The organism is Massilia sp. CF038 (genome assembly GCF_900129765.1).
In the GTDB taxonomy this organism is placed as follows: domain Bacteria; phylum Pseudomonadota; class Gammaproteobacteria; order Burkholderiales; family Burkholderiaceae_D; genus Telluria_A.
In genome coordinates this window covers 599699-622889 of sequence record NZ_FQWU01000001.1, presented here as the reverse complement: position 1 = coordinate 622889, position 23191 = coordinate 599699, and the positions used below count along the sequence as shown (strand labels likewise).

At 60.3% G+C, this 23191-nt stretch carries 20 protein-coding genes; 8 read left to right on the top strand and 12 right to left on the bottom strand.

Annotation, left to right across the window (positions count from 1 at the left end; genetic code table 11):
- Nucleotides 1–2: 2 nt before the first annotated feature.
- Entirely contained in the window at nt 3–2240 is a 2238-nt protein-coding gene (locus tag BUC24_RS02745; protein ID WP_073212540.1) for a RelA/SpoT family protein, read from the top strand.
- Between the two features lie 26 nt (nt 2241–2266).
- Here BUC24_RS02745 and BUC24_RS02740 read toward each other — a convergent pair whose 3' ends face one another.
- The 6 genes from BUC24_RS02740 to BUC24_RS02715 all read right to left on the bottom strand — a co-directional run bounded on the left by BUC24_RS02740 (nt 2267) and on the right by BUC24_RS02715 (nt 9449).
- A complete protein-coding gene (locus BUC24_RS02740; protein WP_143167365.1) occupies nt 2267–3739 on the bottom strand; it encodes a GGDEF domain-containing protein in 1473 nt (490 codons plus the stop codon).
- A 165-nt stretch (nt 3740–3904) separates the two neighbouring features.
- Nucleotides 3905–4480: a biliverdin-producing heme oxygenase gene (locus tag BUC24_RS02735; RefSeq protein WP_229447975.1), complete on the bottom strand. Its 576-nt coding sequence runs from the start codon at nt 4478–4480 to the stop codon at nt 3905–3907.
- A gap of 185 nt (nt 4481–4665) precedes the next feature.
- Nucleotides 4666–6675, bottom strand: coding sequence for a TonB-dependent receptor (locus BUC24_RS02730; protein ID WP_083598659.1), 2010 nt, complete (start codon nt 6673–6675; stop codon nt 4666–4668).
- Between the two features lie 73 nt (nt 6676–6748).
- Nucleotides 6749–8071, bottom strand: coding sequence for a DUF3422 family protein (locus tag BUC24_RS02725; protein WP_073212538.1), 1323 nt, complete (start codon nt 8069–8071; stop codon nt 6749–6751).
- Between the two features lie 24 nt (nt 8072–8095).
- Nucleotides 8096–8662, bottom strand: a complete 567-nt coding sequence (gene greB / locus BUC24_RS02720) for a transcription elongation factor GreB (RefSeq protein ID WP_073212537.1) — start codon at nt 8660–8662, stop codon at nt 8096–8098.
- A 73-nt stretch (nt 8663–8735) separates the two neighbouring features.
- Nucleotides 8736–9449, bottom strand: coding sequence for a phosphodiester glycosidase family protein (locus tag BUC24_RS02715; RefSeq protein WP_073212536.1), 714 nt, complete (start codon nt 9447–9449; stop codon nt 8736–8738).
- Between the two features lie 95 nt (nt 9450–9544).
- On the opposite strand from BUC24_RS02715, the gene BUC24_RS02710 reads away from it, so the two are divergent.
- The 3 genes from BUC24_RS02710 to BUC24_RS02700 all read left to right on the top strand — a co-directional run bounded on the left by BUC24_RS02710 (nt 9545) and on the right by BUC24_RS02700 (nt 13049).
- Nucleotides 9545–10672 carry a sensor histidine kinase gene (locus BUC24_RS02710; RefSeq protein WP_073212535.1) on the top strand — a complete coding sequence of 376 codons (1128 nt, stop codon included), beginning with the start codon at nt 9545–9547 and terminating at the stop codon, nt 10670–10672.
- Nucleotides 10669–11316, top strand: a complete 648-nt coding sequence (locus tag BUC24_RS02705) for a response regulator (protein ID WP_073212534.1) — start codon at nt 10669–10671, stop codon at nt 11314–11316. Before BUC24_RS02710 ends, BUC24_RS02705 begins: the two co-directional genes overlap by 4 nt.
- Before the next feature lie 131 nt (nt 11317–11447).
- Complete coding sequence (locus BUC24_RS02700; protein ID WP_073212533.1) at nt 11448–13049, top strand: GGDEF domain-containing protein; 1602 nt, start codon at nt 11448–11450, stop codon at nt 13047–13049.
- Nucleotides 13050–13153: 104 nt separating this feature from the next.
- Here BUC24_RS02700 and BUC24_RS02695 read toward each other — a convergent pair whose 3' ends face one another.
- From BUC24_RS02695 to BUC24_RS02675, 5 genes are all read right to left on the bottom strand, one after another.
- The gene (locus BUC24_RS02695; RefSeq protein ID WP_073214682.1) at nt 13154–13729 is read right to left on the bottom strand and encodes a TMEM175 family protein; all 576 of its coding nucleotides are present in this window, start codon (nt 13727–13729) and stop codon (nt 13154–13156) included.
- A gap of 14 nt (nt 13730–13743) precedes the next feature.
- Entirely contained in the window at nt 13744–14163 is a 420-nt protein-coding gene (locus BUC24_RS02690; RefSeq protein WP_073212532.1) for a hypothetical protein, read from the bottom strand.
- 349 nt (nt 14164–14512) lie between these two features.
- Nucleotides 14513–14893, bottom strand: a complete 381-nt coding sequence (locus BUC24_RS26525) for a hypothetical protein (protein WP_143167364.1) — start codon at nt 14891–14893, stop codon at nt 14513–14515.
- Between the two features lie 133 nt (nt 14894–15026).
- Entirely contained in the window at nt 15027–15896 is an 870-nt protein-coding gene (locus tag BUC24_RS02680; RefSeq protein ID WP_073212530.1) for a hypothetical protein, read from the bottom strand.
- Entirely contained in the window at nt 15868–16362 is a 495-nt protein-coding gene (locus tag BUC24_RS02675) for a hypothetical protein (RefSeq protein WP_073212529.1), read from the bottom strand. Before BUC24_RS02675 ends, BUC24_RS02680 begins: the two co-directional genes overlap by 29 nt.
- Before the next feature lie 254 nt (nt 16363–16616).
- Here BUC24_RS02675 and BUC24_RS02670 point away from each other — a divergent pair, with 254 nt between their 5' ends.
- The gene (locus BUC24_RS02670) at nt 16617–16994 is read left to right on the top strand and encodes a YajD family HNH nuclease (RefSeq protein WP_073212528.1); all 378 of its coding nucleotides are present in this window, start codon (nt 16617–16619) and stop codon (nt 16992–16994) included.
- Between the two features lie 7 nt (nt 16995–17001).
- Here BUC24_RS02670 and BUC24_RS02665 read toward each other — a convergent pair whose 3' ends face one another.
- Nucleotides 17002–17406 (bottom strand): hypothetical protein, encoded by a 405-nt coding sequence (locus BUC24_RS02665; RefSeq protein WP_143167363.1) that lies wholly within the window; start codon nt 17404–17406, stop codon nt 17002–17004.
- 555 nt (nt 17407–17961) lie between these two features.
- Between BUC24_RS02665 and BUC24_RS02660 the strand changes: the two genes are divergently transcribed.
- The 3 genes from BUC24_RS02660 to BUC24_RS02650 all read left to right on the top strand — a co-directional run bounded on the left by BUC24_RS02660 (nt 17962) and on the right by BUC24_RS02650 (nt 23140).
- Complete coding sequence (locus tag BUC24_RS02660) at nt 17962–19479, top strand: flagellin N-terminal helical domain-containing protein (protein WP_073212526.1); 1518 nt, start codon at nt 17962–17964, stop codon at nt 19477–19479.
- A gap of 309 nt (nt 19480–19788) precedes the next feature.
- Entirely contained in the window at nt 19789–21306 is a 1518-nt protein-coding gene (locus BUC24_RS02655; RefSeq protein ID WP_073214679.1) for a flagellin N-terminal helical domain-containing protein, read from the top strand.
- Nucleotides 21307–21625: 319 nt separating this feature from the next.
- Complete coding sequence (locus BUC24_RS02650) at nt 21626–23140, top strand: flagellin N-terminal helical domain-containing protein (RefSeq protein ID WP_073212525.1); 1515 nt, start codon at nt 21626–21628, stop codon at nt 23138–23140.
- The last annotated feature ends 51 nt before the right edge of the window (nt 23141–23191 follow it).

Sequence of the window (23191 nt, the reverse complement as noted above, 5' to 3'; positions counted from 1 at the left end):
GTATGAACCTGACCACTCCGGATACGACACTCCCAGGCACGCCCAAGACGCGCACTCCCCGCGCGTCCAAGCCGGATGCCACGCCCGCCATTGCACCCGGCGTGGCGTCGGTCACGCAGCTCACGGCCAAACTGGCCGAATACCTCAGCCCCACGGAACTGAAAAAGGTCAAGGAAGCATATCGTTTTTCGGACGAGATGCATCTGGGCCAGGTCCGCAAGTCGGGTGAACCCTACATTTCCCATCCCATCGCCGTCGCTGAAATCTGCGCCGACTGGAAGCTGGACGCCCAGGCCATCATGGCCGCGCTGCTGCACGATGTGATGGAAGACCAGGACGTCAAAAAGGACGAGCTGATCGAGCGCTTCGGCGCCCAGGTCGCCACCCTGGTTGACGGCCTGTCCAAGCTGGAAAAAATCGAATTCCAAAGCCTGATCGAGGCGCAGGCGGAAAACTTCCGCAAAATGCTGCTGGCCATGGCCTCGGACGTGCGCGTCATCCTGATCAAGCTAGCCGACCGTCTGCACAATATGCGCACGCTCGAGCACATGACGGACGCCAAAAAGCGCCGCATCGCCTCCGAGACCATGGAAGTGTACGTGCCGATCGCGCACCGTCTCGGCCTGAACAATATTTATCGCGAACTGCAGGACCTGGCCTTCTCGCACCTGTACCCGGTGCGCTATCGCACGCTGGCCAAGGCCGTCAAGGCGGCGCGCGGCAACCGCCGCGAAGTGGTGAAAAAAATTCTTGAATCGGTCAAGGGCACGCTGGCCAACGCCGGCCTCGAAGCCGAGGTGTATGGCCGCGAAAAGACCTTGTACGGCATCTACAAAAAAATGCGCAGCAAGCGCCTGTCGTTCTCGCAGGTGCTGGACGTGTACGGTTTTCGCGTTGTCGTCGACAATTTCGCCAACTGCTATGTGGCCTTGGGCACCCTGCACGGTCTGTACAAACCGATGCCGGGCAAATTCAAGGATTACATCGCCATCCGCAAGCTCAATGGTTACCAGTCGCTGCATACCACGCTGATTGGCCCGTACGGCACCCCGGTTGAATTCCAGATCCGCACCCAGGAAATGCACCGCACGGCCGAATCGGGCGTGGCCGCGCACTGGCTGTATAAAAACGGCGACTCCAATCTGTCCGACCTGCAGCAGCGTACCCACGCCTGGCTGCAGTCGCTGCTCGACATTCAGCAGCAGACGGGCGACTCGGCCGAATTCCTCGAACACGTCAAGGTCGACCTGTTCCCCGACTCGGTGTACGTGTTCACGCCCAAGTCCAAGATCATCGCGCTGCCGCGCGGCGCCACGGCGCTCGACTTTGCGTACACAATCCACACCGGCATTGGCGACCATACTGTGGCGGTCAAGATCAACCACGAGGCGGCGACGTTACGCACCGAACTGCGCAACGGCGACATCATTGAAATCGTCACCGATCCGAATTCGCGCCCCAGCCCGACCTGGCTGGCATTTGTCCGCACCGGGAAGGCCCGTTCGGCGATCCGCCATCATCTGCGCACCATCAACCTGAACGAGTCGGTTGAACTGGGCCAGGAACTGCTGGCGCAGGCACTCACGGCGCTCAACATCCGCCCCGATTTGCCCGCGCCGACCATCGAAAAGCTGCTCAACGAATCGTCCGCCAACACCATGGACGAACTGTATGCGGACATCGGTATCGGCAAGCGCATGGCAGCGCTGGTGGCGCGCCACATTTTCGGGCTGATCGACGACGAGCTGGTGTCAGTACCGTCGACCCAGCACGCCAGTCCCGGCGAACTCGATCCGGTCACTATCTATGGCGCAGAAGGCGTGGCCGTGCAACTGGCGCCATGCTGCCTGCCGATTCCGGGCGACCAGGTCATTGGCCAGCTGCGCCGCGACCAGGGTCTGATCGTGCACACCCACGATTGCGTGGCTGCCAAACGCACCCGCGCCAAGGAACCGGACCGCTGGATCCCGGTGCAGTGGGGCCAGGAAGTCAACCGCCGCTTCGATTGCCGCATTCGTCTTCTGATCAACAACGAAAAAGGCATTCTGGCGCGCGTGGCCGCCGAAATAGGCGAGTCCGATGCCAACATCTCGTACGTGGGCATGGACGAGGACGACGAACACGTCATGACGCAGCTGCGCTTTACCATTCAGGTCAAGGACCGCGTGCATCTGGCCCACCTGATCCGCAATCTGCGTGGCGTGGCTGGTGTCACCCGCGTCGAACGCGAACGGAACTAGAAACCGCTAGCGGCGTCGCCCACGACTTAAGCTGCCAGCATCGCCGCCCGGTTGCGTCCCTGCTGCTTGGCCACGTACAAGGCGCGGTCGGCCCGTTCAAAAATATCCTGGTAGTGGTCATCGTCGCGCAGCTCCGCCACGCCGAAACTGGCGGTCATCAAGAGCGCGCTTTCCAGTTCATTCGTATGCACCTGGGCTCGGATGCGCTCGGCAATCGCCAGCGCCGCTTCCGCGCCTATGCCCGGCAGTAGCGCGACGAATTCGTCGCCGCCAACTCGGCCCAGCATGTCCGACGGACGCAGATTGCGCTGCGCGATGGCGCACACCTGGCGCAGTGCGCGGTCGCCCATGGCGTGGCCGAACAGGTCATTTATCTTCTTGAAGTAGTCGATATCGAATACCACCAGCGCCAGCGGCTCGCGCACGCGGCGGCAGCGCTCGATTTCATGGCGTGCCTGGCGTTCCAGCGCGGCGCGCGATGCGGCGCCGGTCAGGCTGTCGGTTTCGGCCACGCGGCGCAGCTTGTCGTTGTCTGCGATCAGGCTGGGCAAGGCAAGCCCGAACAGGGCGTTGGCAGCAATCACGTTGATCGCAAACTGGTACACCATCACCACGTCTTTCAGTCCGAGCAGGTGCACCAGCAAGGCAATCACAAAGCTGCCCAGCGCCACCGCCAGCACATTGTAAAAGGCCGGCTCGGTGCAGGCGATCCACATATACGGCAGCACCAGGAAGAAGATCGCAAAGGCGCTGTTGTACGAGCGCGTGGAATAGGCCAGCAGCATCGAGGCTGACAGCAGCACCACGTTCAGCAGCAGCTTGTATTTGAAGCGGGAGGTCGCGTTCTGGTAGCGCAGATTGTAGTTGCTGCTGAAACGCGCTGCGGCGCGCGGGAACAGCGCGCCCAGAATCGCCGCAAAAAACGGCGCCATCACCATCACGCCAGCCATGTCGCCAATCCAGTAGGCCAGCCATGCGCGTTCGACATCGTGGGCAGCCATCATGCCGGTCGAGACCAGCACCCACATGCCCAGCCCCATGGAGATGAGCGAGGTCAGTGCAGCGATCAGCAGGAAGGCCAGCACCAGGCTGGGCAAGCCGTCATTGCCGCGCCGGGCAATCGCGCGCAGCAGAAATGCGCCCAGTGCGTAGGTGCCCACATGGGCAGCTGCAAACAGCAGCCCCGCTACCAGCCGCTGCCCCTGACTGAGCGGCACCGCGTACCGTTCGCAGACCCACAGCGTCACCAGCACGCAGCCGATGGCAGGGCCAGGCGCGCTGCGCCAGCCATCGAGAAGGATCACGGAAAAGGTCAGCCCGGCGACGGGAAACCAGACACTGGCATGTTCAGTGTATTCAACCAGACGCCCCAGTTGCCAGACCAGTACCCACAAGGCCACCAGTGCGCCATTGCGCAGCACGGCCGAGCGCTCGATCGCATGCACCAGCGCTGAAGCACGCATCCGCGCGAGCAGGTTTGGCGCGGATGCGTTGGTCATCGGTCCACCTTGGGCGCGCGCGCAGCCCCAGACCGAGTCTGGTGGGCGCAAGACGGCGGTGGCGACGTGGTCGGCATGAGTCCCTGGGGAGATAGTGCACAAAAGTTATTGAACAGCGCAGAAGCAGTATCCCCAAGCGCCATTTCACTGTCAAACACTATTCATTCAATCAGGCGCGGGCGTTGCAGCTTGTTCGCGCAGGGCAAGAATGCGATCGAAGGCATCGCAGGCCCCCGCGCATGCTTGTGCAATCTCCCCCGGCGTATGTACAGCGCCGCGCAATTCCTGCATGAAACTGCGCCAGCGCGGCCCTGGCCCCTGCACTTCACCGCGCAAATAACGCAAGGGGTGCGGTGCCAGTCTGGCCGCCAGGCGTTGGTATAGCACGGCGCCGCCCAGCTGCGATCCTTCGATGACGTAGCTTACGCCCCAGCGGTAGGCCGGGCTGGCGTTTGCTGGCCACGGATTCTGGCGCCCCTCGCAAAGGCTCCCGGACGGCATGGCGGGGTCTGTCAGGTCGGCTTCGATGCGTTCGCTCAAGCGGCGGGATGGCAGCGTTCGCGCACCTTGCGGGCCATCGGCAAAGGCGCCCTGCCAACGCTCAAGCGGCAGCAGCCAGGCATGCAGCATGCATAGATGTTCGCGGTAATGTGCCAGCGTGGCGCCCTCGCTACCAATCGCCAGACTGCTGTCGAGCAAGGCATGGCGTTCGGCCGTGGCCTGACGCAGGGCGGCCAGCACATCGGCATGGGCGGGTTCGGACGGGGAAAGGATGGTCGTGCTCCGATAAAAGTTGCCAATAGTTTAGCAGCAGTGACCGGGCGCACGATTCATCGTCCTCGCGCAGGCGGGGACCTATAGCACACTGAACAACTTCGGTAGCGTGGAATGGGTCCCCGCCTTCGCGAGGACGATGTGGGGGCGCGTTAGAAGGTGGAGCTGAGCGTCAGACGGAACGAGCGTGATTCGATGGGGTGGAAATGGATGTCTTCCACCGGAGCGGCCTCGCCAGCCAGGCGCGAAGTGTAGAAGTAGTCGATGGCGGCAGCACGCCGGTTGGCCAGGTTGAAGCCCTCCAGTTCCAGCCGCAGCGTCCCGCTGAGCCGGTAACCAATACGCCCATTGATGGTCGAAGTGGCCCCAGAACGGACCGCGTTGTCCTCAATCAGCGGTCGCGGACCAAAATAGCGCCACTGCAGCGCGCCAAACCAGGGGCCAATATGGTCAACGGCCAGCGCCACTGAACCGACGCCCTCGACCGCCCCCGGAATCCGATTGCCGGCCAGATCGCTGTCGCGAAAACGCGCGCGCGCGAACGCCAGGTCGGCGTCGATGGTCATCCAGCGGTTAGGCTTGTAGTAGTTGGAAAACTCGACACCAGTACGACGGCTCGGCCGCCCCGCTTCGGTAGTACCGGCGTCACCCACGAAGACCAGCTCCGAATCGACGTCCAGGCGATACAGAGAGAGTGTGCTTTGCAGCCCACGCAGCGCTTCGGTGCGCATGCCCAGTTCCAGGCCGGTGGCCCGCGCCAGCGGCGTGACGGTATCGGCCGCCTCGCCGCTTTTCGGATCGATGCGCAAGGTCGTGCCACGCGCATCGTTGCTGTGAAAGCCGCGCCCGGCATTCAGATACAGCTCGGTCTTTTGCCACGGCCCCAGAATCACGCTTAGCGTCGGACTGACCCGGCTCGCGTTGCGGGTACCTGAATTTGCCGCCAGGTTGCTGTCTACATCAAAGCGGTAAGCATCGGCGCGCACGCCGGCCACCGAACGCAAATACGGTGTCCAGCGTGACTCGCGTTCGTAAAACAGGGCAGCGCTGGTTTCGACAATATGATCCTCGCGCGTGGTCGACAAGCGCCGCCGCGCCACCGTGTTGTAAAGGCCATTGTGAATATCGTCGTTCTGAACCTGCAGGCCGATGCGCTGCTCGCCCCAGCGGTGTTCAGCATTGAGGGCAGCCGTCACGCGCCGGTCGGGCTGGCTGAATTGGTCACCATTGACCGGATCATCCAGGAAGTAGGTAAAGTTGGAATAAAGGTCGAGCCGGCTCGCCACCAGCGACGCTTCCACCTTCGACGCGCCTGCGGCACTCTTGCCGTGCCAGCCGCCGGACACGCTGTAGCGGCTCGACTTGCCGCCATCGGTGCCATCGACCCCGTCGAAGCGGCCCAGACGCCCATCGCCCACGGCCCGTAACGGAATCTGATCGGTCGCATTCCAGCTGGCCTTGTAAGCCATGCCCGTGATGTTGAAACCATTGACGGCATCGCCCTGGCTGTAGCGCAGCACGCCGTTGACCTTGTTGAAATCGTCGCCCCGGGTGTAGGGGCCATCATTGTGAAACAGCTCAAGCGCGTACAGCAGGTGGCCCGCGCCCATGTGCGGTGAATTGGCCAGCAGCGCGCGTCGAAAACCGTTCTGGCCCACGCCAACACTGGCCAGACCCTCGCCCAGTTCATCGGCATACTGCACCGCCACCGCGCCTGCGGCGGCAAAGTCACCCTGGTCGGCACGGTATGGTCCCTTGCGATAGTCGAGCCGCTCGGCCAGTTCGGGGATCATGAAATTCAGGTCGGTCCAGCCCTGGCCATGCCCGTGGCTGCGCTGGTTGACCAGCATGCCATCAACCGTGGTGCGCAAGTCGGTACCATGATCAAGATTGAAACCACGCAGATAGAATTGATTGGCCTTGCCCTCGCCGCTATGCTGACTGACGATCAGACCGGGCGTCACTTCCAGCAGTTCGGCCGGCCGGTAGACGGTGCGCGCTTCAAGCTGCTGCAGCGTGACCACACCGGCACTGGCCGAGTCGCTCACGCCAATGCCGCTGGTGCGCGACGCGCTGACGACCACCGATGGCAGCCGTTCGCCGCCTTCGGCACACGCCAGGGGCAGTACGAGGCACAGCACAATGGGCAACAGGCGCGGCATAAGGTCTCGGTAAATTAGTGGTCTCGACCTGTATACGGCGCCCTGCGCCTGACGGATTCAAGTCATGTTTCGGTCAGCTGTGTACCTGCCGGTGCATGCGCCGCAGCCCAAGCCACACTGCCACCACCAGCACGGGAATCATCACCCCCGTGAGTACATCGGGATTGAGTGGCACGCCGGCTGCCTTGAGCGCCTTGCCGGCATAGCTGACCAGCCCAATAGAATAATACGAGATTGCCACCACCGACAAGCCTTCCACCGCCTGCTGCAGGCGCAGCTGCTGCGCTGCGCGCGTGTTGAGCGACTCCAGAATGCGCCGGTTCTGCTGCTCCTGCACGATGCCCACACGGGTGCGCAGCAAGTCATTGGTGCGCCCGATCCGTTCGGCCAGCGCCTGCTGGCGCCGTACCATCGATTCGCAGGTGTTCATGGCCGGGGCCAGGCGCCGGTCCATGAATTCACGAATGGTCGGCACCCCGGGGATGCGCGTTTCACGCAGCTCGTCGATGCGCGCCTGCACCAGCGCGTAATACGCTTTCGAGGCCGCGAAGCGGTAACTGTTCTCCAGCGCCAGCTTCTCCATGCGCGCGGCCAGCGAGGTAATTTCCTGCAGCAGCGCGCTTTCATCGTCCGGGCCGTCGGGCATGCCAGCCGCCTTGGTGTCGTTCATGCCAAGCGATAGACGCGCAAGTTCGGTTTCGATGGCGTTCAGCACGGGCGCCGCCTGCTGCGCGTGCGGCAGGCCCAGCAGCGCCATCATGCGGTACGTTTCAATTTCCAGCACGCGTTGAACCAGGCGGCCGGCCTGCTGGTACAGCATGCCCAGATCCTGCACCACCACGCGCCCGAAACCGTCGGGCGCAATCGCAAAATCGGTCCAGACGCGGGCAAAACTCTGGCTGTCCGTGCCCACCAGCAAATTGCCGCCAAACAGTTCGCGCATGTCTTCCAGCGGCGCCTCGTCTTGCAGCAAGGTCAGATGGGTGGCCGCCATCACGGTGCCGTTCAAGCCATGCAGCCACTTTTCCGGGATGTGGCGCAGCGGCACCTGGTCGAAGGCGCGCGCCAGGGGCGGCGCCACGCTGCGTTGCTCGGCAAACGTGTAGGTGGCAAACTCGGTGTGCGCTTCCCATTGCAGGCGGAAGGCGCCGAAGTCATGGAAAAAATATTTGGCGTCAAGATGGGGACCGGCCACACCAAAGTGCTGGCACAACGCGGTCAGCAGTACGTGCTGGAATGGCGCGTGGGCGCCCTGCACGCCCAGATCGCTGCGCTGATACACGGCAAGATGGGTCAGGGTTTCTGCGCTGTGCAGACGCAGCGACGGGCGCGAATGTACCTCGGCAGCAAGGGGAACGCGCAGGAAGTGATTCAGACTGCTATGGGCAATCGACATCGGCAACTCGCTTGAAGTTTGAAATCAGTCCCCGGACGGCGGCGGATAGCTCACGCTCAACACTTCCAGTTCTTCGGGCCCGAGCGGCGTTTGCAGCGTGATCAGATCACCTTCGCGCGCCTTGGTGAGCGCGCGCGCCACGGGCGAAACCCAGCTGATCTTGCCCTTGAGGGGATCGAGTTCGTCGATGCCGACAATGGTCACGGTATGCTCTTCGCCTGCCGCGTTGCTGTAACTTACAGTCGCCCCAAAGAAAATCTGGTCATTGCCAAAGTGAACGCTGGGATCGACCACAGCGGCCGAATCCATGCGCTTGGTCAGAAAGCGGATGCGTCCGTCGATCTGGCGCAGGCGGCGCTTGCCATAGATGTAGTCGCCGTTTTCGGAGCGGTCGCCATTTGAGGCGGCCCAGTGCACGACCTTGACGATTTCGGGCCGCTCGACATCGATCAGGTGCAGCAGCTCGTCCTTGATGCGCTGGTAGCCGGCCGGGGTGATGTAATTTTTCGCGCCGGCAGGAATCGCCTGCGCGAGGGCGGTGGCTTCCTCGTCGTCATCGTTGTCCGACTCTTTGACAAATGCTTTATTCATGCCTTCATTGTAACGGCGCGCAGGCGTCCTGTCCGGGCGATACCGTTGTGACTTCGATACGCACGGGCGCGTATCATTTCCCCTGATCGCGAACCACGCCGATGATAGGCCCCAGCGGTGCCCCGGCGTCAGCCCGATTCAGTGTCCGTGAATACATGCTGGAAATCGAGCCATCAAAATACAGGGCATTCTTGCAATGCAGCGTATCGCGGAAGTAGGCGGCCAGCTCGTAGAACGTGACCGGGTGGTTGCTGATCACAAACATCACCTTGCCGTCCGCCACGCCAACGCCATTGCGCACATAGCGCGAAATAGACTCTGGATTGAATGCAGGGTGGATTTCGCCGTCAATAACCAGCATCGGCCCGGACTGCGTTGCCAGGCGCACATTTTTCACCCCGCGCGCATAAGCAGCCGTGGTCATCACTTGCGCGCCTTTCGCATCCAGCAGGAATACCCCGTTGGGCTTGAGGAAGAAATTGCCTTTGCCGTCGTCCTGATTGAGCGGCGCCATTTGTTTTCCGTCCTGCACGAGCAAGCCCACGGGCGTGAAGTCCGCGTGGTACATGCCGGCATTGAACGCAATCTCCAGCTGCTGGCCGCGCCCCTGCAGCCATGCGTCCAGGCGCGCAAAACCCTTGAATGGCGCGCCAGCCTCGTCATTGAGAAACAGTTGTAATTGCTGCTGCGCCGGATCGACTGTAACGACGGTAAAGCGTGGATCGGCAGCGCGGCCAGCCATGGGCAGCGCCAGCAGGAGCAAAAAGGAAAGGAACAGTTTTTTCATCCCGCCAGTGTACCTTGTCGAGTGCGCGCAACAGCGCTGCCGAGCGGCACGTTTTTCCCGTATGATTCAAAACATCGTCCCCTTGCCGACATCCGATGAGCACTGCGCCCTCCTCTTTCGCCGACGTTCCCCAGGCCATTGTCAGCAACACGCCGGGACTGGTGTACCAGTTCATCATGTACGCGGACGGCAGCGTCGACTTTCCCTACCTGAGCGAAGGCTGCTCTGCCCTGCTGGGCTTGACGGCGCGTGAACTGCAGCGCCACCCGCACCGCTTCCTCGAACTGATCATGCCGGACGACCGCAAAGGCTATCTCGATTCCATGCGCGCCTCCGCCGCCGCGCTGAGCAGCTGGAACTGGGAAGGCCGCATCTGGAGCGAGGAATACAACGACCAGAAATGGATCAACCTGCGCTCGACCCCGCGCGCCCTGCCCGAACCACCGGGCACGGTGTACTGGGAAGGGATCATGTCGAATATCACCGCGAGCAAACTCGAGCAGCTGGAAACGATCCGCTCGCGCGCCCGCCTGGCCGAACTGACGGCCCACATCGAACAAGTCAAGGAACAGGAACGCACCCGCATCGCGCGTGAGATTCACGACGATCTGGGCGGCAACCTGACTGCCATCAAGATGGCCCTGATGATGCTGACCAAGCGCTTGCCGCCAGACCAGCCCCAGCTGCGCGAACGGGCCGACTATGTTGACGCGCTGGTCGACCGCACCATTGAGGCCATTCACCGCATCTCGCTCGACCTGCGTCCGTCCATGCTGGACCTGGGCTTGGTTGCAGCACTGGAGTGGCAGAGCCGCGAATTTGAAAAGCAGAACGGCATCAGCTGCACCTTCCTTTCCAGCGAAAAGGAAATCGAACTCAGTCTGGATCACGCGACTGCGCTGTTCCGTATCTTCCAGGAAGCGCTGACGAATATCGCCAAGCACGCGCACGCGAGCGCGGTGCAGGTGGGATTGACCCGCTCGGGCCAGCACGTGACGCTGACGATTGAAGACAATGGCGTTGGCATCATTCAAAGCGACCGCACCAAGCCGCAATCATTTGGGCTGCGCGGCATGAACGAACGCGCGCGGGCCTTGGGCGGGACCATGGTGCTGTCCGACGGTGCCCACGGCGGCACACGGGTCACCATCAAAATTAGGCTGGCGGCACCAAGAGGGACGATAATGGATGCCGTAACCGAACCGAGCAAGCAGCACCAATGAGCGAAAAAGCAACCATCCGAGTATTCATCGCCGACGACCACGCGATCGTGCGCGAGGGCTTGAAACAGATCCTGGCCGAATCGCGCGACATCATCGTCGCCGGCGAGGCGGAAAACGGGCTCGATGCGATCAAGTTGTTCCCGAAGTCCAAGTGCCACGTGATGCTGCTCGATATTTCGATGCCTGACCGCAGCGGTATTGACGTGCTCAAGCAAGTGAAGAAGGAACATCCGGAGATTGCTGTCTTGATGTTGTCCATGCATCGTGAAGACCAATATGCCATCCGCTCGCTCAAAGCAGGCGCATCCGGCTACCTGACTAAGCAGAGCGCACCGCGCGAACTGGTGACCGCGATCCGCCAGGTGGCCACCGGACAAAAATATGTGAGCGCAGCATTGGCGCAGGAACTGGCCAGCGCCCTGGGCGACGACCGCGAAAAGCCGCTGCACGACAGCCTGTCCGACCGCGAATACCAGACCCTCACCATGATCGCCTCCGGCAAGACCGTGAGCGCTATTGCCGAAGAGTTATCACTCTCGGTAAAGACAATCAGCGAGTACCGCGCCCGCTTGCTGGTGAAGATGAAACTGAAAAACAGTGCCGAATTGACTCACTACGCCATCAAGAACCAGTTGATTGAATGACCACAAGGCGCAGCATGTTAGTTAATGCTTAAAGGTAAGTCTTTTTTAATGCTTTTATTCAATGAATGCTGCGCTGAATGTTGGCTTATGATGGTGGCACTAGCGTAATTTGAACAAGGTTATCGGTCCCCATGTCCACCACCAAAGCGCCCGGTTCGCCGCCGGAAAATCCGGCAGAGATCGCACGCGAGGCATTCAAGCGCCTGGCCGTCCAGCGGATCGCACCGACGCCGCAAAACTACACCATCATCTACAACCAGATCGCTGGCATCGAGGAGCCTGTGCCTGCGCCGGTCGCTGCCGAGCCGGCCGAAGCGTCCGCTCCGGTCGATGATGGCGCCACAACCTTGCTCGCCGACTTCGCCGCCAAGCTCATCGAACAACCGGGCGAACTGGCCGAATATGGCCGCCGCTTCCAGCGCGCCGCCAAGGCTGCCGACTGGGAAGGCTACGCCCGCAATCTCAACCAGTTCGTCGAGAAGCATTTCCGCAAGACGAACACGATTGAACTGGCGGCGCCAGCCGAAGCGCCCGACACCAAGCAACTGCGTGAAATGCTGGCGCGCAGCCTGAACTTTGCGGTGGCCTCCCTGCTCGAAGGTTCACCGGAACTGGTGGCCGAGGCCGAGGCGCTTGGCTCCGAACTCAAAGTCATCCAGGACGAAGCGTCGCTGGCCGATGTGTCGGCACGTCTCAAACAATTGTGCTACCGGATTGAAATCAAAACGGGCGACCTGGCAGAGCAACAGGAGCTGCTGATGCGCCTGTTCAAGCTCCTGCTTGAAAACGTCTCGGAACTGCTCGATGAAGACAGCTGGCTGCGCGGCCAGGTCGACGTTGTGCAAGAACTGATCTCCGGCCCGATCGATCCGCGCGCGCTGGAAGAAGCCACGCGCAGCCTGAAGGAAGTGATCTACAAGCAGGGCCAGCTCAAGCACAGCCTGTCGGACGTGAAGGTCACGGTCAAGAACATGATGATGACCTTCATCGACCGGCTCGGTTCGGTGGCTACCTCCACGGGCGACTACCACGAGAAGATTGGCGGCCTGTCCGAGCGCATTGGTCACGCCAAGGACATTACCGAGCTCAACGAAATTATGGATGAATTGCTGCGCGAAACGCGCAACATTCAGACTGAAGCCTTGCAGTCGCGCGACCGCATGATCCTGGCGCGCCAGGAAGTGCAGGAAGCCGAACAGCGCATTCACGCGCTGGAAGCGAAGCTGCAGCACATGAGCGAACTGGTGCGCGAAGACCAGTTGACGGGCAGCCTCAACCGCCGTGGTCTGGACGATGTGTTCGAACGCGAAACCGCGCGCTCGGACCGGCGCGGCACGCCTCTGTGCATCGCCCTGCTTGACCTGGACGACTTCAAGCGCCTGAACGATACGTATGGCCACCAGGCGGGTGACGCGGCACTCAAGCACCTGGTCAAAATCGTCAAGGAAACACTGCGCTCGATGGATGTGATTGCCCGCTACGGCGGCGAGGAATTCCTGATCCTGCTGCCGGAAACCACCGTGGACGCAGCCTCGCAGACGATGACGCGCTTGCAGCGTGAACTGACCAAGCACTTCTTCTTGCATGATAACGAGAAAGTGCTGATCACCTTCTCCGCCGGGGTGGCGCTACGCCAGCCGAACGAGGATCAGGGGGCGCTGGTCAAACGCGCGGACAAGGCGATGTATGAGGCCAAGAAGACGGGCAAAAACCGGGTCGTCGTGGCGAGCTGAGCAGCCCCCACATCGCCCTCTGAGCAGCCCCCACATCGCCCTCGCGCAGGCGGGGGGCCATCCCACGGCTGCGCAGCCAAACGCTTGCCGTCAGCCGGCAGCGCTTATTTAGACAGGCTACTTTCAATGCGCCGGTCCGGAATAAACCAGATCACCGCCACCAGAATATAAACCGCAAACCCCAGCCACGGATGTACAAAAGCCAGCCCCACCCCGGTCGGATAAAACAGCAGCGACAGCACCCCTTTTCTATCTCCGCCAATGGCCTGCGCCAGTGCCTTGTTGCCGCTGCCCGCACCGGTCAGACAGTGCACCAGCAGCCAGTACGCCACCGCGCACATGAACAGCACCACGCCATAGGCCGCCACCGGCATGGTCGCAAAATGGTTTTCCCCCATCCAGCCCGTGACAAAGGGAATTAGCGATAGCCAGAACAGCAAGTGCAGATTAGCCCACAGGACGCCGCCGCTGATGTGATTCACAGCGTGCATCAGGTGGTGGTGGTTATTCCAATAGATCCCGACATAGATGAAGCTGAGCACATAGCTGAGCAGCACCGGCGCCAGTGGCCATAGAGTGTCGAACGTGTCGCCATGCGGCACCTTGAGCTCGAGGACCATGATGGTGATGATGATCGCGATAACGCCATCGCTGAATGCTTCCAATCGGCTTTTGCCCATCATTACCCTCTGTCTTAGTCGATCGCAAGTATAACGTCAATGTGGTCTTCGCCGACAGCCTTGATCACATAACTAAACTTCCCATGTCCAAGAGGCGCCTCTCCGACATAGTCGTCGGGCGTTAGCTGGATTTTTCTGGCGCCCGCAATCAGACTAATATTGGCAAACCGATAGGCTGGCTGAATATTATGATACCCACTTGCCTTTCCTGGCTGAAGATCACCGTAGGCTTGACCATTGACGACGATTTTGTAAAGAGCGGAGTTCGTATTGTTGAGGATGCGAATTTCAGAGTTGGGTAACACGGCGAGGCTTGAAAAATTCCCGAAAGCGAAGACTGTCACCGCCATCGCCAAAGCGAGCAGACAGAACAAAGTAGCCGCCAGGGGCGGCCGGGACAAGAACGCTTCTTCGCCAGCTTTTGGGCCCTTCATCAACTTTGCCTCATCGGACGCAGTGTGCTTACTGACTCGGTGGAGCACGTGTCTTTGACAGCAGTGCCCGCGATGTCAGGTACTTCACATCCTCCAGCAGACAGCCCCTGTTTGTTCACAAAGATCTATTCCTCGATTTATGCCTTTTCATTTAGAACCACGGGTGGCAACGCACGCTGCCCCGTTAAATGAGACTGTTGGTGCAAGCGTAATCGTTTTTTCGCCTTGAACCGTCGGCACGAGCAACGCCACAGTCTTGCCTTGTAATTCGACGAACTTGGATTCGCCATTTAGCCACAAGCGATGCGACGCCGTTTTTTGGAGACTGCGCTCTTTCAGCCCGAGCTGCTCACCGGTCAGGTAACAAGACCCGGCCTTTGAGTAAATGACGACCGCCGCAGCGCTGTGACGATACCAATAATCGACATACACAAAAAACGCCGTCGTTCGAAAGAAGGCCGCCTTCATAGCCACTGAAGGCGTAGCGGCGGTTCCAGACCGCGGGGCCGGGCTGATCACCTTCGACCGAACGCACTTCGATCCGGTATGCGCTTTCCCATGGCAGCGCTGGCTTTTCCTCGTCTTGAGGCGCCACCGTTGCCACAAACTTCGCGTTTTCCGACTTGACCGAGAAAGGCTGCCAGGACGGCGGTTGGTCGGCCCATGCATTGGAACTCAGGACAATTAGGGCGCATGCAAAAAAATATCGGTTCATATTGGTGCGATTCATGGATCGGGCGCTTGGTCGCAGAACCGAAGAGGAAGTAAAAGTAGCATTCTGGCGTTAATTTAAATAAAAGCCAACTGCCTCTGCCCAGCTGCCATTCAACAGCGCACCTGGCCGCTGCGCATGATTCGGTCGCCTACTCCACCAGGGCCTGGGTCTCACTGCTGGCGTCAAATCGGCATTCCAGTGCCGCGGCCGCAGAAAGGCTATTCATCTCGAGCAGTATTCGAACGGCATCAGCCCTGCAAATCGTACATGGGTTAGTGCGGTAAAGCCAATCCAGGATACCTGCGACCGATGTCGACTTATTGTGTTTAGCGAAAGCACGGATACTCATGCCAACGTCGTGGGCTTCTGCTTCATCCGGGGACAGGCTGTTCAGGGCATCCATGATCAGCCGCTCGTCACCAGCCTTGTAATGCTTGGAAAACAATTCGATTGCCGCTGCGTCGTCAACAACGAACGTGCGTTTTGCTAAATAAGTTCGACCGAACTCCCCCACCACGGGATCGTCCGCTTGCGCCAATGCCGTCAGAGCGGCATCGCGTATTCGTGCATCATCGTCCGTAGCCAAAACCCAAAGACGTTCTGGAACAGTCGGGAGCGCCGCACGACGAAAAACCCAGAGCAGCCGGAGGCATGCTTCGATATCTACTTCGATCGTCAACTGTTCAAGCACAATGGCGAGCGACTCATCGCTACACCACCGTCCGAACCGAACGTATATTCCTTTCGACCCTTCACGCCTTTTTGCTGCAGCGAGCACCTGATCAACTGAAAACTGGGCTTGAATCTCTGCACGGGTCCGGTCCTGACGCGCCGCCTTTTCGGCAGCGCCTTCCTGAGCAATTGCAAGGCGCTGGTCGATATCCTGCTGTTCGCGCTGAACATACGCAGCAATCGCAGAATCGGTTGCGGCCAGGCGCGTCAGGTGGCTGAATGCCAGCTTGTATGCGTCCACATCGTCAGTGAGCTCGTCAAGTGAACAGGAATGCGCTTGGTTCATTGAGCAGAACCCGCCCATATCGGCGCGCTATCTCGCTCAGCGCAGCAACCCCGTCAATCGACACGACTGCATGACAGCCGAATACTGGGGAGCCCAAGCCTTCGCCTTTGAAGTCTTGTGCCCACACAAACGAACGTAAAGCCACCCCAGCCTCATGATCTCCGTCCTGTGCCATCAAACACGCTAACTCACACAACTGCTCCGCACTACTGTCCTCTGACATGTTGCCCAATTCGGTGATGATCCGCCGGCGCAAAAATTCGAATTCCGACGCACTCTTGAACATTCGGTAAAGCCACTGTGCCCTGTGACCCTCACATTGCGCGTCATACGCTTGTTCTTCAAGGCATGCCTTAAGGACGAGTTCTTCAACGCCCTCCAGTCCATGGTCCATGACGTGCATCAGAGCTGAACCGCGGCCTTGCCGTAGCGCTATACGAAACGCATCAGGAGTCAGTTTTGGCATGCCAGAGTTCATAAGGGGCTTCTATTCCAGAAAGCACGTATGCCTCGGTTCAGCCTGGGCAAGGCAAGACAGGCTGGCGGTCAAGCACCAGAATACGTGCAAGCGTAAGGTCTTCAAAATGGCTCGATCCGTAGAAATTGGCGCCTCCGGCGCGAAGTGCGCCGGATTGCACCGCGTGTGCCTCTGCTATGATGCAAACAGGGCGAATCGCCTGAAATCTTCCACGAGATAACATAGCAGAATTGCCCGACCCCATGCAGACAAAAAAACCGGACGCCGCCCGACTTGACAAAATCGTGGCCGACGCACGCCGCGCCGCCGACACGCGTGAACAAGGCTACCGTGAGCGCTCGCTCAAAATGTACCCCTGGATTTGCGGGCGCTGCATGCGCGAGTTCACGCATGCCAATGTCTCGCAACTCACCGTGCATCATCGCGACCACAACCATAACAACAATCCGCCCGACGGCAGCAACTGGGAGTTGCTATGCCTGTATTGCCACGATAACGAGCATTCTCGTTACTTGGAAGCAGACCGTGGCCAGGGGCTGCAATCGGCACCGGTGCAAGCCGCAACCCATAATCCGTTCGCCGCGCTGGCTGGCCTGATCAAAAAGAAGGACGGCGCCTAACAGGGCATTAATCTTCGTCGTCGCTGCACGGATAATGAGAAATCGTGATGCCGACTCCCGCACTGGATGCCAGCTGCATCAACGTGGGCGACAGGTAAGAAGATTGCGTCATTTTTCCCTCTGGAGTGGTAACGCCAAAATCGAACACGACGCCTTCAACGCCTGAATACATAGCCAGCTTCACCAGCGCAGCATGATTCGCATGCAGGAATGCCTGTGCATCTTCTGCCTGCAAGTCGAACTCCTCGAATTCAGCATCACTGACAATCACGGTCGCGCCGGCATCGTCATGCAGCTTCGTACCAAACCGTAGCTCGCCTTTGGTCCACACGCGATCAACGGGCAAAGTGATCTCTGTCAGCATCGCATGCACATCCAGGTCCACACCCCACACCCGCATTACACAACTCATTGCATCTCCTGATCAATCGTCCGCAGCGACGGATCATAGCAGTCGGCAGCGCGTGGAAGTTGCATGGCAAAAATAAGTGCAGCCTTCCCTTCAGCGCTTTGCCATTTACGCCGTTATGAAATCGAATGCGGCAATCCCCGCAGCCGCAGCTTGCTGCGCTGCGAAAAATGCACGCCCGGATGGGCGTGGCTGCCGCATGGGCAGGCAAATGCACGCGATGTGCTTTTGTCTAGGCTTCGGCCCTGTGCGAGGGCGATGGAGGCCTTTTTTGGGCTGCGGCAGCGCTCGGCCCCAACTATTTAAACGAAGAACAGAGGGGCAATTACCCCTCTATTCTCGGTAATGAAAGCTGAAGATCGGTCGTCAAGGACCGCGTTTTCGGCATGCCGAAATGGCTACTCCGCCCATTTCGCCTGATTTTGTGCGCTCATTTTTTCCGACGTGCCTCCGTTACCAGAAACAACCACGGTTTGATTGTCTCGGAACGCAAGAGGCAGACCAAGGTCAGCAAGGGCAAGGTAGCCCACCCGGTAATACCCCGTCAGGAGATTTAAAATGGCCGCATCGATCAACACCAACATCGCTTCCCTCAATTCCCAGCGCAATCTGAACCAGTCGCAAGGCGCCTTGTCGACTTCCCTGCAACGCCTCTCGTCCGGCCTGCGCATCAACAGCGCGAAAGACGACGCCGCAGGACTGGCAATTTCGGAGCGTTTCACGTCGCAGATCCGCGGTCTGAACCAGGCATCACGCAACGCCAACGACGGTATCTCGCTGGCCCAGACCGCAGAAGGCGGCCTGCAGACGTCCGGCGACCTGTTGCAGCGTGTCCGCGAGCTGGCCGTACAAGCTGCCAACGGCACCAATTCCGCATCCGACCGCGCTTCGCTGCAAAACGAAGTTGCCCAGCTCAAACAGGAACTGAGCCGCGTTGCCAATACCACCCAGTTCAACGGCCAGAATGTGCTCGACGGCACGCTGGCAGCAGCCCAGTTCCAGGTCGGCGCAAATGCCAACCAGACCATCACCATCAGCATTGCCAGCGCCAAGGGCTCTGACATCGGCAGCAACAACCTGCAATCGCAGGCAGCACTTGCAGACACCACCTCGAGTGGCGTCGCCACGGGCGCAGGAACCGGCTTTGCCGTCAACCGCGTGGTGGCCCAGGTCATTACGGTGGCTGGCAACGGCACCAGCGCCACCGCCACCATCGGCAACGGTGATTCCGCCCTGAAGGTCGCCACGGCCATCAACGCTACCTCGTCCACCACAGGCGTGACCGCCCAGGGCGCTACCGAGGCAACCTTGTCGGGCCTGGCTGCTGCCGGCACCATCACCTTCGAATTGAAGGGTTCCAACGGCACCCCGGTCGCCATCGGCGCCACGGTGTCCAGCGTGACTGACTTGTCGGCGATCACCACCGCGATCAATGCGCAGTCCGCCAACACCGGCATCTTCGCCATCGGCAGCGGCGCCAGCATCACCTTGCGCAATGAGCAAGGTGAAGACATCCAGATCGCCAACTTCAACAATACCGCCGGCGCCACCGGCACCATCGACCTGACCGGACGTGACGCTTTCTCCTCGCTGAGCACCACGCCAGCAGTGGGTGCGGCAGCCACCCTGGTCCCGGCCGGCAATGACAGCTCGACCGTCGGGGGCCAGGTCAAGTTCGGCAGCAGCAGCGGCTACACCGTCAGCACCAGCGTGGCCGGCAGCCTGTTCGCCGCCACCACGCCAAACGCATCGCAACTGTCGGCCGTGTCGACGATTGACGTCAGCACCACCGAAGGCGCCAACAACGCCCTGGCCGTTGTCGACGCTGCGCTGACCACCATTAATAACAGCCGCGCCTCGCTCGGTGCTTTGCAGAATCGCTTCGCTGCCACCATCAACAACCTGAACACGACCTCGGAAAACCTGTCAGCTGCGCGCAGCCGTATCCAGGACACCGACTTTGCGACGGAAACGGCGAATCTGACGCGCGGCCAGATCCTGCAGCAGGCTGGCACTGCCATGCTGGCCCAGGCCAACCAGTTGCCAAACGGCGTGCTGGCCCTGCTGCGCGGCTAAAAAGCCGGCGGCGCCTTGCCGGTGGCGTCATTATTTTCTTGTTTTTAAACCAAGAACAGAGGGGTATATACCCCTCTATTCTCATTCAAGAAGCAGAAAAAAGCGTCGTCTAGAGCTGCCCGCCAGGCAGTTTTAGCGATGCTTTTTTGTCATTTGATGTCAGAAAGGCAGTGTCAAGCTTCGCGCTGAAGCTCCGTAACCAGATTCAACTACGGTTTGATTGTCTCGGAACGCAAGAGGCAGACCAAGGTGAACAAGGGGCAAAGCAGCCCACCCAGCAAGACCCGCAGTACCCAAGGAGAATTCATCATGGCCGCATCGATCAACACCAACATCGCTTCCCTCAATTCCCAGCGCAATCTGAACCAGTCGCAAGGCGCCTTGTCGACTTCCCTGCAACGCCTCTCGTCCGGCCTGCGCATCAACAGCGCGAAAGACGACGCCGCAGGACTGGCAATTTCGGAGCGTTTCACGTCGCAGATCCGCGGTCTGAACCAGGCATCACGCAACGCCAACGACGGTATCTCGCTGGCCCAGACCGCAGAAGGCGGCCTGCAGACGTCCGGCGACCTGTTGCAGCGTGTCCGCGAGCTGGCCGTACAAGCTGCCAACGGCACCAATTCCGCATCCGACCGCGCTTCGCTGCAAAACGAAGTTGCCCAGCTCAAACAGGAACTGAGCCGCGTTGCCAATACCACCCAGTTCAACGGCCAGAATGTGCTCGACGGCACGCTGGCAGCAGCCCAGTTCCAGGTCGGCGCAAATGCCAACCAGACCATCACCATCAGCATTGCCAGCGCCAAGGGCTCTGACATCGGCAGCAACAACCTGCAATCGCAGGCAGCACTTGCAGACACCACCTCGAGTGGCGTCGCCACGGGCGCAGGAACCGGCTTTGCCGTCAACCGCGTGGTGGCCCAGGTCATTACGGTGGCTGGCAACGGCACCAGCGCCACCGCCACCATCGGCAACGGTGATTCCGCCCTGAAGGTCGCCACGGCCATCAACGCTACCTCGTCCACCACAGGCGTGACCGCCCAGGGCGCTACCGAGGCAACCTTGTCGGGCCTGGCTGCTGCCGGCACCATCACCTTCGAATTGAAGGGTTCCAACGGCACCCCGGTCGCCATCGGCGCCACGGTGTCCAGCGTGACTGACTTGTCGGCGATCACCACCGCGATCAATGCGCAGTCCGCCAACACCGGCATCTTCGCCATCGGCAGCGGCGCCAGCATCACCTTGCGCAATGAGCAAGGTGAAGACATCCAGATCGCCAACTTCAACAATACCGCCGGCGCCACCGGCACCATCGACCTGACCGGACGTGACGCTTTCTCCTCGCTGAGCACCACGCCAGCGGTGGGTGCGGCAGCCACCCTGGTCCCGGCCGGCAATGACAGCTCGACCGTCGGAGGCCAGGTCAAGTTCGGCAGCAGCAGCGGCTACACCGTCAGCACCAGCGTGGCCGGCAGCCTGTTCGCCGCCACCACGCCAAACGCATCGCAACTGTCGGCCGTGTCGACGATTGACGTCAGCACCACCGAAGGCGCCAACAACGCCCTGGCCGTTGTCGACGCTGCGCTGACCACCATTAATAACAGCCGCGCCTCGCTCGGTGCTTTGCAGAATCGCTTCGCTGCCACCATCAACAACCTGAACACGACCTCGGAAAACCTGTCAGCTGCGCGCAGCCGTATCCAGGACACCGACTTTGCTGCGGAAACGGCCAACCTGACCCGCGGCCAGATCCTGCAGCAAGCCGGGACCGCCATGTTGGCCCAGGCCAACCAGTTGCCAAACGGCGTGCTGGCCCTGCTGCGTCAGTAAAAACGCTGGCGGACTGACAACTACTAGCCGCTCTGGCAAGGTTTCAGCCCGCCGTTATTGACTTCCTGCCAAGGCAATTTTTTGAAAATAAAAATTATTTTGGGCTAAAGAAAACAAAAACGCCGTCGTCAGACGGCGTTTGATCTTTGGAGATGAGGGGTTTTTTCACGTTTTATTCTTGATTCTCACCATCAACTTTTGTGCATGTCCTCCGTTACCAGATTCAACTGCGGTGTGATTGTTTCAGAACACAGAGACAGACCAAAGTGAACAAGGACAAGTCGTCCACCCAAGTAGTAAATATGTTAGGAGAATCAAAATGGCTGCAAGCATCAATACCAACGTCGCATCGCTCAATTCCCAGCGCAACCTGAATTCGTCGCAAGGCGCTTTGGCAACTTCCCTGCAGCGCCTGTCGTCCGGCCTGCGTATCAACAGCGCAAAAGATGACGCCGCAGGTCTGGCAATTTCCGAGCGTTTCACGTCGCAGATCAAAGGTTTGAACCAGGCAGTTCGTAACGCCAGTGATGGTATCTCCCTGGCGCAAACGGCTGAAGGTGGCTTGCAGACCGCAGGCGACTTGCTGCAACGTGTACGTGAACTGTCGGTACAATCGGCAAACGGCACCAACTCGTCGTCGGACCGCGCTGCACTGAACAACGAAGTATCGCAACTGAAACAAGAACTGAGCCGCGTTGCTAACACGACCCAGTTCAACGGCCAGAACGTGCTCGACGGCAGCCTGTCGGCAGCCCAGTTCCAGGTCGGCGCCAATGCCAACCAGACCATCACGGTCGGTGTTGCCAGCGCCAAGGGTTCGGACATCGGTAACAACACGCTGCAAAGCGTTACCGGCAACGCCACCAGCGGCGCAGCCACCACCGCCGCGGCCGCTTTTGCCAACAACCGTGTTACCACCCAAGTCCTGACCATCTCCGGTAACGGCACCAGCGCCACGGCGAACGTTACTGCCGGTGACTCGGCCAAGAAGATCGCAGCAGCGGTCAACGCCACCTCGTCGACCACGGGTGTGACCGCCCAGGGCGCGACCGAAGCGACCCTGAGCGCACTGGGCGCTGCCGGCACCGTGACGTTCAACCTCAAGGGTTCGAACTCGAGCGCCGTCAGCATTGGTGCGACCATTGCTTCGACCTCCGACCTGTCGGCCCTGACCACCGCGATCAATGCCCAAACGGCAGCGACCGGTATCACGGCAGTAGGCAGCGGCGCCAGCATCACGCTGCGCAACGAAGAAGGCGAAGATATCAAGATCGCCGACTTTGCCAACACGGCTGGTGCAACCGGAACCATCACGCTGACCGGTGCCGATGCGTTCTCGACCGCTTCAACCTCGCCAGCGAACGGCGCTGCTGTTGTCATTGGCGCGGCTGCCGCCACCTCCAGTTCGACGGTTGGCGGTCAGATCAAGTTCGGTTCGGCCAGTGGCTACACCGCCTCGACCAGCGCTGGTACTGATCTGTTCGCTGCAGCTGCCACGCCACAGGCATCGGCACTGTCGTCGGTCTCGAACATCGACATCAGCACCACCGAAGGCGCCAACAACGCGCTGGCCGTGGTCGATGCCGCTCTGACCGCGATCAACAACAGCCGTGCGTCGCTCGGTGCGATCCAGAACCGTTTCGCTTCGACCATCAGCAACCTGCAAACGACCTCGGAAAACCTGTCGGCAGCTCGTAGCCGCATCCAGGACACCGACTTCGCTTCGGAAACGGCCAACCTGACCCGCGGCCAGATCCTGCAACAAGCTGGTACCGCGATGCTGGCCCAGGCCAACTCGCTGCCAAACGGCGTGCTGGCTCTGCTGCGCGGCTAATCGATTCCTGATTAGGTGTAGTATCGAAACCCTGGCTGGAGCCTTCCAGCC